We start from the raw sequence: 11,079 nt of genomic DNA, 5'->3' as shown, positions 1-11,079 counted from the left end.
AAAGACTTAATAGAAGGGATTGAATTGGCTATGTTAGAAGTTACTCAAAAAGATATTCGCAATTGGTTTACTCACTGTTGCTACTGTACCTCATAAGTCAGAGAATTGCTATATTTACACTTTCATTAATTATTTTACTGATAGATTTTTTTTATGAAGTTTCTTCGTTTTTGCGCCCAGTTCTCTGTACCTATTGCTACGGCAGGGATAACAACCTGTATTGTTAGTTTACCAAGTCAGGCCGTTGAACTTGTATTTTCAAGTCCTGGTGTGATCAAAGGTATAAATGGAGTGTCTTTTACTTTGCCAAGTACGGGTATCTCAAGAACCTACAATGTTATTCTTGAACGAGGAACGGTAAATGATATCTATGGTACACCTCCACTATTTGATGTGTTTACTGAAGAAGATGCTTTAGCTGCAATGAATGCTTCTGCTCAGGGTATAAACTTTTATATTACTAATGTATCTGAAAATCTGTCATTTGAATCTTTAGGAACAGATGTATTTTATATTCCATATTTTACGGATTCCGTTAAGGTTGTTGCCAGTTCCAGTGCAAGACAGCATATTGTTGCCCAAAGACTTATAGCGGTAGGCATTATAGATTTACCTGTGGATGTTGAGGTAGTTTATACACGCCTTATACAAGTTCCCGAACCCACCTCAACTTTAGGCCTCCTGTCTCTAGGAATTATTGGTGCTGGTGCAACAATAAAACGTCAAGTAAAACGCAATCATTCTATCGAAAAAGAAACCACAGAAATAGGCTAAATTGCCCATTAACTGGTGTTATCGCTCTTTGATTACTTTGCGTTCGCCGAAAAAAGTACAAGGGTTTTGAGTCTCTCGGAGCGATTTCTCAACGTTTGTTCCTGGCACTTTTTTGGAAAAAAAGCTCAAAACCCTTTTCTAGCAGAGCTTACATTTGTATTCAGCAAGCTCTACTTAAACGATTGACCGAATATTAGAATAAATCCCCATGGGAACCAGAGCGCACTAAAAAAAGATGGGTGTCTGTGATTTTATAAATTAAAAGCCAGTCTGGTTCTAGGTGACAATCCCTATATCCATTCCAGTTTCCCATCAAAGCGTGATCTTTGTATTTAGGTTCTAGTTCTTGCTTTTGAAGTAATTTATCAATGACATTTTTCAGTTTGGTCATATCTTTTCCCCGTTTTTGCAGTCGTTTAATATCTTTCTTAAAGCGATTTTCAAAAATGGGTAATAACATTAAATTCCTAGCTGCTGATACAGTTCAACTTGATCTTGGCAAACAGTTAAGTTTTTTTGCTCTTCAATATTCTGAATAGCTTGTTGAGTTTTTTCGTTAAAATCACTTATGGTATAAGTCCCTTCTGCAATTCGTCGTTCTTTTTCCGCTTCTTCTAAAAATTCAGCTAGGTGTTTTTTTAGATAGGTTGCCAGGCTATCTTGTTGTTCTTCAGAAAGCAGTGCAATCTGCTCGAAAGTTTCTTGAATTAATTTAGTCATCTGTATTGTACTCCGAAGTTCAGTTTTTGAGGAAAAAAATCAAGATTCAAATACTGCCCTAACACACCAAAAAAAAGTTTTTGATGTGTTACCCTTGCTCAACCCACTATTTATAACAAAGCCATTTCTCCCACCACTTCCAAGCGGGTATAACTGCCGATTTTAAGGAATTTTTCCGAGAGAGATTCGGCCACATTGGGAGTAATCCAGCCTAACTGTTTGAGAATTTGCAAAGCGGCGGCATATTTAGCCCGTTTGGAACCATCTAGGGCTTTAATTGCTAATCCTAAACCTTCGCCGACGCGCCCGATACATTGAATCCCTTCGGCCCCGGCTTTACTGACGATTTCCCCTTGGCTAACCCGCATTAATTCCGTGTCAAAAGCCCCTTCTCCTGCTACCATGCGGGGGTGATAGGTCATCGCCCGGACGATTCTTTCTAAGTCTAAACGGTTGCCAGAGGCTAACTGGGCGTAGAGATGGGCCATTTGCCCCAACTGCATTGAATAGGTGGGCGCGCCGCAGTCATCGTGGGCGCTGATTAATTCATCCCCCGGCATCCCCAATAATTCGGCAATTTTGCTGAGAATTAGCTTCTGTATCGGACTAGAACGCCGCAGATAGCTATTTAACGGCCAGCCACGCTGTTGACACACCGCTAACATCCCGGCGTGTTTACCAGAACAATTGTACTGGAGGCGACTGGGTTTACCTTCCGGGAGAGGACATTGCAGGGCATTAGGATCGATATCGGCGCGCCAGAGAATATTAAAGACTTGACGGGCGTGTTCCACCGTGCCTTGGTGAGAACTACAGATAATGGCTAGATCCTTATCGTTGAGATCGTAGCGTTCGAGGGTGGCGGTACTGATGACAGCCAGTGCTTGAAAAGGTTTCAGGGCCGAACGAATAAAGGCGCTAGTTTCGGCGCTGCCGGCGGTGGATAATACCCGGCCGCGGTCATCGCAAATGGCGGCCTCGACATTATGGACTGATTCAATAATACCTTCCCGGAGGAGATGAATTTCTAAGCGGTGGGTTGGTGAACGTTTTACCCTATTCATTCAGATTGGTGATTGGTTGCGGTTAGTGAGTGAAAAATAGCCAAAAAAGACCACTGATAGCGACAATTGCCCCTAGAATCAGGGCGGTTTTTTGTAAACGCCGGAGAATGGGCTGGATTTGATAGGAGACGATTAAACGATCGCGGGTTAAAATGGCGGCGGTTTTTGTCCAGATTTGGCCATCGTACCAACCCGACTCCTCATAAAATACTTTCTCTGATTGCAAGCGGTCATAGACGTAGATCCAGCCTAGATACAAGCGCAATAACACCAATCCTACCAAAATTGTCGAGCCAAAAATCCCCGCGCAGAAGAAGAGAAAAGGGGCCTTTTTGAGGGGAAAACTAGCGGCGGCAATCGGTCCGACAATTAACCATGTCCATAACCATAACCAGACAATTTTTTTGGTATAAGGGGCTACATCTAGCGTAGCCCAACGGAAAAACCAAGATTCTTTTAATTGTTCGTACTCGTTAACCGGTTGCTGTTCTTCCGGGACGGGACAGAAATCAAGGGAGGATTTCATGGATTCTACTCCTCCAAATGGTCGCTAGGCAGAGGAATACGTTGGGCATGACCCCAAAATGCTTCTAAATTATAAAATTCTCGCTCTTTTGGTAAAAAGATATGGACAATGATATCGCCATAATCCATCAGGATCCAGCTACCTTCGCTTTTTCCTTCCACTTGTCGGGGGGATTGTTGCCATTCTAGTTCCATAGCAGCTTCGATCGCATCCTCGATCGCTCGCACTTGGGTGGTAGAATAGCCGGTAATAATCAGAAAATAATCGGTTAAATAACAGATATCGGCGACTTTCAGGATGGCGATGTCCCCTGCTTTCTTGTCCTCGGCAGCGGTAACAATTGTCTCTAGAAATTGTTCGGTCTTGAGATTTTCGGCGATGGGGGTAATAATTCCAGTGGGATTGGTCATTCAGGTTGTGGTTATCCTTTGACTGAGGTGGTTGTAAGCGAGTCTTGAGATTATGTTAATCAATGGGTTTAGTTTTTGTTGGTTGTTCTTTAACAATTTGTAACGCCCAGTTGCGGGTTAGCACGGTGCGGGGATGAATGGGACAATGGCTACTTAAAAGATATTTTAGGGAATAATCGCAGGTTTGTTGAACGCTTTTATGGAGATTTTGATAGCTGAGTTGTCGTAGGGCGTTTAATTCGGGTGTATCGCCGCGATTGGGTTCCAAGGCATCGGCAATAAAGACTATACAGCTAAGATCACTCATATTGGGTTTACCGAGGGTATGATTGCGAATTGCTTCGAGAATTTCCTCATCGGTAACGTTAAATTCTTTTTGGGCGACAATTGCACTGACATCGGCGTGGAGTAAGTGGGGATGGGATAAACAGATATTATCCACGTCTATTCCCGCCGATTCCGCCATTTTTAGCAGTTTTTTGGGCTTGAAAAATTTAGCCAGATCGTGTAGTAATCCCGCTTGCCCTGCTTGGACGGGATCGAGATGGTGATGACGAGCTAAATCAATACACATGGTCTCCACACCGAGAATATGTCGCAGACGGTGTTCGTTGACGTTTTCTTTTAACCAGTCGATAACTTGCTGTCGCATCTTTTTTTTGCCCTTGTGGAACCCCAAAACGATTGTAACAATTACTATACAATTTTGCCTATTGCTCCCGGGTTCGATCTTTACCAATCATCCTCGCAACTAGCTTCTAAAACTTCTTCTTGTTGCCAATCATCCTGAAAAGGTTGTACCACTTTACCGATCGCATCGGCCACAAAAGACTTAATAAATTCTTCCTTGCGACTAAGTTGAAATTGTCTTTGTACCACTTCCGTCATACCACCGTCACCCCAGTCTTGATCCTGACGGAAATATTCAATAAAACTTTTGCCGGCAATGCGGGTTAAATAGGCGGCACTGACCCCTTGAATTGCCTTACCGACTATATAGGTAGTAAAATTTAACTGTAGGATTCTGGCTAATAATTCTACTGCTCCTTTCACTACTCCCAAACTAACTAGAGTTTTGCCCAAAGATAGAGCCAATTCCTTGCCTCGATCGCTGTTAATTTCACAGCCATAAACTTGACCAATTTCCCTGACCATTTGAGCATTAACCGCCGCCGTTGCTAACAGATCGAACACTGGTAAGGGAGTCACCGCAATCACTCCCGCACCGATCCACTGATAGCGATCGATAATTTTATCAGCTTGGCGACGACGTTGGCGATCAATAATTTTCCTAGCTTCTTCTCCTAATCTTTGGGATTGTAAGAGGATATTATCCGCCACTAAATCCTCCCCTTCGGCCCGTAAAACTGAAGCCAAACGTTTAATTAAAGCTAAAATATCCGGTTCTGGTGTGATAATTTGTCCACCAGTTAACTGTACTGGTTGGGGATTAGCGGCGACGGCAATAATATCGGCGGAAAGAATCACTCCTTTTAGACGTTCTCGTAATTGTTTTAAAATCATTTCTCGATCTTCATCGCTATAGAGATCGATTTTATTAAAGACTAAGAGAGAACGTTTACCAATATCAATTAAACGCAATAAAGGGCCGTATTCCGATTGTCGAATATCGTTATCAATGACAAATAAAAGTAAATCTGCTTCCGTGGCTAATTGTCGCGCTAACTGTTCCCTTTGACCTCCGGCCGCACCAATTTCGAGAATGCCGGGGGTATCGGTAATTTGAATTTCCCGATTCACACCTTTCATTTTTAAACTATAGGTTTCCCCTTTTTCCGTGGTTCCCATCGTTGCCTCCACATTGCCCACCATTTGACCAATGAGGGCGTTAATTAGAGAGGTTTTTCCCGCCGATCCTGTGCCGAAAACAATGATTTTAACTTCTTTTCTGGCTAAACTTCGCTCAATTTCTTGGGAACGGTTAATAAAAACCTGTTGGGTTACTTTATCTTGAATTTGCTCCACCTGTTGCCGGATAGCTTTTAAGGTTTCCCCGGCGGCCTCGGTTTTTTCTACCGGTAATTTTAGGGGTGGACGGGAGGAAGAACGCAATCCGCGGCGACTTTTTTGCTGCTGGGGCAGCAGATAAAAATAGTACAGAAGAACGTAGATCAGCAAGCCCAGCAGTCCGATAATGAGCAAAAGCAGAATATTAGCTAAGATAGGAGCGGTAAAGGCGATCTGGATGTAAAGACGATAGATAGAGTTGACTAACCACAACATTAATCCGAAAATAAAGCTCAGACCAATGATTAAAGTGGCAAGACGGGGTAATTTCATCAGCTTTAACGGTAGGGGATTGCTTGATCTTGATCTTAGTTCTTTGCCGGCCGATTGTCGGGAACCAGAATAGACTATTATCTATAGTCATAATTTCTTTTATTCATCAGTAGGGAGGCAAAATTATTTGTAGGATGGGTTAGCGGTAGCGTAACATAATCGGGCGTTGGGTTTCATGCTTCAACCCAACCTACGTTCTCCACCTACTTTTATTTATTCTCCCCACTTCCCCACTTCCCCACTTCCCCACTTCCTATTCCCTGGGACCAGAAAAGGGGTAAGATAATAAGTTTAGTGATAAGATGACCGAATTGTAAACGGGGACTTGATATGGCAGAAACCCTATTATTTAATGCTTTGCGACAGGCGATCGATGAGGAAATGGGCCGCGACCAGACAGTATTTGTTTTAGGTGAAGATGTGGGTCATTACGGTGGTTCCTACAAAGTTACCAAAGATCTCTACAAAAAATATGGCGATTTAAGGGTTTTAGATACCCCCATCGCTGAAAATAGTTTTACGGGCATGGCAGTGGGGGCAGCCATGACGGGATTGCGTCCGATTATTGAAGGCATGAATATGGGTTTTCTTCTGCTTGCCTTTAACCAAATTGCCAACAATGCCGGGATGTTACGTTATACTTCCGGCGGTAATTTTAAAATCCCCATGGTTATCCGCGGTCCGGGGGGTGTGGGGAGACAATTAGGTGCGGAACATTCCCAACGTTTAGAGGCCTATTTTCACGCAGTACCCGGCCTAAAAATTGTCGCTTGTTCCACTCCCTACAATGCCAAAGGTTTATTAAAATCGGCGATTAGAGATAATAACCCCGTGCTTTTCTTTGAACACGTTCTTCTCTATAATCTCAAGGAAAATTTACCTGATGGCGAGTATCTTTTACCCCTCGATAAAGCGGAAATCGTTCGCAAGGGAGAAGATATCACCATTCTCACCTATTCGCGGATGCGTCATCACTGTTTACAGGCATTAAAACAGTTAGAAAAAGATGGCTACGATCCAGAAATTATCGATTTAATTTCCCTGAAACCCTTTGATATGGAGACGATTGCCGCTTCGATTCGCAAGACTCATAGGGTGATTATTGTGGAAGAATGTATGAAAACGGCGGGAATTGCTTCTGAGTTAATTGCTTTAATTAATGAGCAGTTATTCGATGAATTGGATGCCCCCGTGTTAAGATTATCTTCCCAAGATATCCCCACACCTTATAACGGTAATCTAGAAAGATTGACGATTATTCAACCTAATCAAATTGTCGAAGCTGTCCAAAAAATGGTCGGCGATCGCATTTAACAAATTCTCCTTTTGATACTGAAGTTATGCAGAGACAAAATTGGTTATTGTTACTGATCATCGGCCTAGTTGTTGCCTCGATCGTTATCCTGATTAAGTTACCCCTACAATTAGGTTTAGACCTGCGCGGTGGTAGTCAATTAACCATTCAGGTTAAACCCACTGAAACCGTGACAACCATTCAACCTAATGATTTAAAAGCCGTACAAAATGTGATTGAAAATCGCGTTAATGCCCTCGGTGTTTCTGAATCATTAGTGCAGACTGTGGACAGTAAAAATCAGGTAATCGTGCAACTACCCGGGGTCACAAATCCCAAAGAAGCTGAGAGAAACTTAAATGTTCAGGCCCAATTAGAATTTCGTCAACAAAAACAAGGTACAGAAGGAGAATTTCGGGCTGAATATTCAATTTTTCAACAAAAAAAAGTGGAATTAGCCGCCCTTAAAACTGAGAATAAACCCGAAAATGCCGCTAAAATTGCCGAACTAGAACAATCTCTCCAGAAATCTAAAGAGGCAATTTTAAAGCTATTTGAATCGGTGGACTTAACCGGAAAAAATCTGCAAAATGCCCAAATCAGTTCCACCCAAGGCACTAACTGGGAAGTGGCCATTACTTTCGACTCGGAAGGGGGCAGTAAATTTGCTGAACTGACTAAAGCGATCGCTGGTACTGGTCGCAGTATCGGCATTTTCCTCGATAATGAATTAATTAGCGCCCCAGTGGTTGATGTGCAGTTTGCCCAAACGGGAATTACAGGGGGCCGGGCCGTGATTACCGGTAATTTTACCGCCGAAACTGCCAACGATCTAGCGATTCAATTGCGCGGTGGTTCCCTACCTTTCCCTGTCAAAGTGGAAGAAATTCGCACCGTCGGGGCAACTTTAGGCCAGGATAGCATCCGTCGCAGTATCTACGCTGGTTTAGTGGGTTTACTGTTAGTTTTAATCTTCATGGCGGTTTATTACCGTTTACCCGGGATTATTGCCGATATTTCCCTGATTATCTATACTATTCTCTCTCTGGGGGCTTTTGCCTTAGTGGGAGTCACCATGACGTTACCCGGTATTGCTGGATTTATCCTCAGTATCGGCATGGCAGTTGATGCAAACGTACTAATTTTTGAGCGTACCCGGGAAGAATTAAGGGCCGGAAAATCCCTATTTCGGGCGGTGGAGTCGGGATTTTACCGGGCTTTTTCCAGTATTCTTGATAGTAATGTCACTACTTTAATCGCCTGTGCTGCCTTATTTTGGTTGGGTTCAGGATTAGTCAAAGGTTTTGCTTTAACTTTAGCCATTGGGGTAACTGTGAGTATGTTTACCGCTTTAACCTGTAGTCGTACTCTCCTGTTAATCACCGTCTTAAACGTCCCCAGCGTCCGTCAAAAACCCCAACTTTTCTGCCCCAATTTACCGACAAACCAATAATCAGTTATCAGTTATCAGTTATCAGTTATCAGTTATCAGTTATCAGTTATTCCCCCACTGATTACTGCTTGCTGATAACTGAAAAATCTCCCCACTCCTGACTCCTGACTCCTGACTCCTGACTCCTAACCCCACCAACAAACTTTTTCAGCAAACCCTACTTAATCAATATGGCATTTAGCGTTACAAAACAGCGTAATTTTTGGTGGACAGTCTCGGCCCTGCTGACGATTGGTAGTATTTTGGCCATGGTGATTTCTTGGTTCACTATTCAAGCGCCTTTACGACCTAGTTTAGATTTTGTTGGTGGCACGAGAATTCAGATAGAATTAGCCTGTGCCAAAAAGAATAACTGTGAGAAACCCTTAACTACTGCCGAAGTGCAAGGGATTTTAGACGAGGAGGGATTGGGTAACAGTAGTGTGCAGGTGTTGGATAAATATACTTTATCGGTGCGAACGAAAACCCTGGCAGAAGAACAGAGAACAAAATTACTCGACACCTTAAATGAGAAAATTGGCACCTTTGACCCCGAAACCGGTCAAATCGATACCGTCGGTCCCACCATCGGTCAAGAATTATTTAGGTCGGGATTTTTAGCTTTATTAGTGTCATTTTTCGGCATTGCCGTCTATCTTAGCTTCCGTTTTCAACGGGATTACGCTTTTTTTGCCATTGTCGCCCTGCTGCACGACGTTTTGATCACTTTAGGGGTCTTTGCGGTTTTAGGCTTAATTGCGGGGGTAGAAGTGGATAGTTTATTTTTGGTTTCCCTCTTGACAATTGTGGGTTTTTCTGTTAATGACACAGTGGTAATTTATGATCGCGTCCGGGAAAATTTTGTCAATACCCCCGAATTATCCGTGGATGAAATTGTCGATAATGCGGTGAGTCAAACCCTAACTCGTTCGATTAATACCACCCTGACCACTTTATTGCCTCTGGTGGCGATTTTTCTCTTTGGTGGCACCACCTTAAAATATTTTGCCCTAGCTTTAATTATCGGTTTCGTAGCGGGGGCCTATTCGAGTATTTTTATCGCTAGTACCCTACTAGCTTGGTGGCGCGGTCGTTCCAATCGAACTAAGGGGGGTGATTCGGTAGTAGTGATGGAGGCTTAATGCTTTGCTTTGTTGGGCATTGTAGTCATGGATAAAATACCAAATAGCCCCGATATGATTATCCATTTTTTTAGAGAAAGATAGACTCTTTCTTACTAATCTAGAAATCCTTTGTCGCCAAGTATTATTAAGTCTTTAGACCTCTTGTAAAAATCAAAAATTGTTGTTAGGGTTAGGAGTCAGGCTTCGGCCGTGAGATCAGCGTTCGACCGATCTCACGCCGAGGTCCACACCCTAACCCCACCAACAAACTTTTTCAGCCAACCCTACCTAGGATTTGGGTCATTTTTGGCCACGTTGGTAGATATTCTGACTCCAAAGCCCCCATTTCCAGCCAAGGTCGCTCCCAATAGGGGCATTCCAGATGGGTCTAATGTGGCCAGCATTTGACGATATTGTTTTAAATCGGGTCGTTTATCTTTACTATATCCAAATTGAATGACTGATGTTTCTTTTTCTTTTTCTGAGATAAGGTAGGTAGAATAGATGTCTTAACCAATACGGAAATAATTGAAGTCAAAAATACAAAAGGCTGGAAATCAGCGCTCGGGCAAATAAAGAGTTATGGACAGTATTATCCCAAGCATAAAATGAGAGTTCACCTATTTGGGAAATTGACTGAGAGTAAACTGGAAACTATTCAGAGAGTATGTAACCTGGAAGGTATAACTCTAACTTGGGAATAGTATGATCGCCGCTCTGGTAGGGTGCGTTCCCTCATGCAATTCCTCCCGCTCCAGCGATAGATTTTGGGGAAACCCAACATCCTTACCTGTTACTATGAAAGGGTATAATAAGTTTACTTAAGGTCATCAAAGAGGTAACAAAACCTTAATGGAAAGTCGTATCCATATCAATCCAGATATTTGTAATGGAAGACCTGTTATAGCTGGAACCCGAATTCCTGTGCAAACAGTTATGGAATTTTTGGGAGCAGGGGATTCTATTGAAGAAGTCCTTGAAGAATATCCTTCTCTGAATCGAGAAGATATTTATGCCTGTATGCAATTTGCAGCAAGATTGATGGCGAATCACTATGAAGTCAGAAAAATTGCATGAATGGTTTTTTCTTTGATGAAAATTTACCAGCTAAAATCCTAGAAGCGAAACTAAAATAGAAAACGGGTTTCTTCAAGAAACCCGTTTTCTAAGTAAGTCTTGTCAAGTAACCTTAAACTTGTTAGAATAAAAGAGTTGTTATTTTCTGGCAGCAATTCTCATTTTGAAAACAAAAGAAGATAAAGTTCTCTATGTGAACAAGAGAACTTCTGTCTAATTATCATTTTTTTCAAGATAATCATCATAATTAGCTTCAAGAGACAGTTTGAAAATATCTGCCCATAAAAAACTTATCTCAACTCATAAATTTAGCTGAAATTCTGACCTAATTTGTGGTTTTTTCAATGAATAAAATAA

Annotated in this window: 12 protein-coding genes and 1 pseudogene; 5 read left to right on the top strand and 8 right to left on the bottom strand. The window is 42.3% G+C overall.

Going from position 1 to position 11,079, the window contains the following annotated elements; translation table 11 throughout:
• The first annotated feature begins 153 nt into the window (after positions 1 to 153).
• Entirely contained in the window at positions 154 to 774 is a 621-nt protein-coding gene (locus tag H6F92_RS26230) for a PEP-CTERM sorting domain-containing protein (protein WP_242030196.1), read from the top strand.
• A gap of 193 nt (positions 775 to 967) precedes the next feature.
• Here the strand turns inward: H6F92_RS26230 and H6F92_RS19500 are convergent, their stop codons facing one another.
• The 7 genes from H6F92_RS19500 to H6F92_RS19470 form a co-directional block, all read right to left on the bottom strand.
• Positions 968 to 1,234 (bottom strand): type II toxin-antitoxin system YafQ family toxin, encoded by a 267-nt coding sequence (locus H6F92_RS19500; RefSeq protein ID WP_002763162.1) that lies wholly within the window; start codon positions 1,232 to 1,234, stop codon positions 968 to 970.
• Positions 1,234 to 1,494 (bottom strand): hypothetical protein, encoded by a 261-nt coding sequence (locus tag H6F92_RS19495; RefSeq protein ID WP_002763159.1) that lies wholly within the window; start codon positions 1,492 to 1,494, stop codon positions 1,234 to 1,236. Before H6F92_RS19495 ends, H6F92_RS19500 begins: the two co-directional genes overlap by 1 nt.
• A gap of 110 nt (positions 1,495 to 1,604) precedes the next feature.
• A complete protein-coding gene (locus tag H6F92_RS19490; RefSeq protein ID WP_190359150.1) occupies positions 1,605 to 2,558 on the bottom strand; it encodes an asparaginase in 954 nt (317 codons plus the stop codon).
• A gap of 22 nt (positions 2,559 to 2,580) precedes the next feature.
• Entirely contained in the window at positions 2,581 to 3,084 is a 504-nt protein-coding gene (locus tag H6F92_RS19485) for a CGLD27 family protein (RefSeq protein ID WP_190359149.1), read from the bottom strand.
• A 5-nt stretch (positions 3,085 to 3,089) separates the two neighbouring features.
• Positions 3,090 to 3,494, bottom strand: a complete 405-nt coding sequence (rsfS, locus tag H6F92_RS19480) for a ribosome silencing factor (protein WP_151696033.1) — start codon at positions 3,492 to 3,494, stop codon at positions 3,090 to 3,092.
• 55 nt (positions 3,495 to 3,549) lie between these two features.
• Positions 3,550 to 4,146, bottom strand: coding sequence for a bis(5'-nucleosyl)-tetraphosphatase (symmetrical) YqeK (gene yqeK, locus H6F92_RS19475; RefSeq protein WP_190359148.1), 597 nt, complete (start codon positions 4,144 to 4,146; stop codon positions 3,550 to 3,552).
• 80 nt (positions 4,147 to 4,226) lie between these two features.
• Complete coding sequence (locus H6F92_RS19470) at positions 4,227 to 5,795, bottom strand: YcjF family protein (RefSeq protein WP_190359147.1); 1,569 nt, start codon at positions 5,793 to 5,795, stop codon at positions 4,227 to 4,229.
• Between the two features lie 330 nt (positions 5,796 to 6,125).
• On the opposite strand from H6F92_RS19470, the gene H6F92_RS19465 reads away from it, so the two are divergent.
• From H6F92_RS19465 to secF, 3 genes are all read left to right on the top strand, one after another.
• Positions 6,126 to 7,109: an alpha-ketoacid dehydrogenase subunit beta gene (locus H6F92_RS19465; RefSeq protein WP_190359146.1), complete on the top strand. Its 984-nt coding sequence runs from the start codon at positions 6,126 to 6,128 to the stop codon at positions 7,107 to 7,109.
• Positions 7,110 to 7,135: 26 nt separating this feature from the next.
• Positions 7,136 to 8,542, top strand: a complete 1,407-nt coding sequence (gene secD, locus H6F92_RS19460; protein ID WP_190359145.1) for a protein translocase subunit SecD — start codon at positions 7,136 to 7,138, stop codon at positions 8,540 to 8,542.
• A 170-nt stretch (positions 8,543 to 8,712) separates the two neighbouring features.
• Positions 8,713 to 9,663 (top strand): protein translocase subunit SecF, encoded by a 951-nt coding sequence (gene secF, locus H6F92_RS19455; protein ID WP_190359144.1) that lies wholly within the window; start codon positions 8,713 to 8,715, stop codon positions 9,661 to 9,663.
• A 15-nt stretch (positions 9,664 to 9,678) separates the two neighbouring features.
• On the opposite strand, the pseudogene H6F92_RS19450 reads toward secF, so the two are convergent.
• Positions 9,679 to 9,798, bottom strand: a pseudogene (locus tag H6F92_RS19450) (IS1 family transposase); the annotation flags it as partial.
• 699 nt (positions 9,799 to 10,497) lie between these two features.
• On the opposite strand from H6F92_RS19450, the gene H6F92_RS19445 reads away from it, so the two are divergent.
• Positions 10,498 to 10,722, top strand: a complete 225-nt coding sequence (locus tag H6F92_RS19445; protein WP_045360070.1) for a DUF433 domain-containing protein — start codon at positions 10,498 to 10,500, stop codon at positions 10,720 to 10,722.
• The last annotated feature ends 357 nt before the right edge of the window (positions 10,723 to 11,079 follow it).

The sequence above is a fragment of the Microcystis wesenbergii FACHB-1317 genome, from assembly GCF_014696875.1.
Taxonomy (GTDB): Bacteria; Cyanobacteriota; Cyanobacteriia; order Cyanobacteriales; family Microcystaceae; genus Microcystis; species Microcystis wesenbergii_A.
Note: the sequence above shows the minus strand (reverse complement) of the source record. Positions and strands in the feature narration are given on the sequence as shown.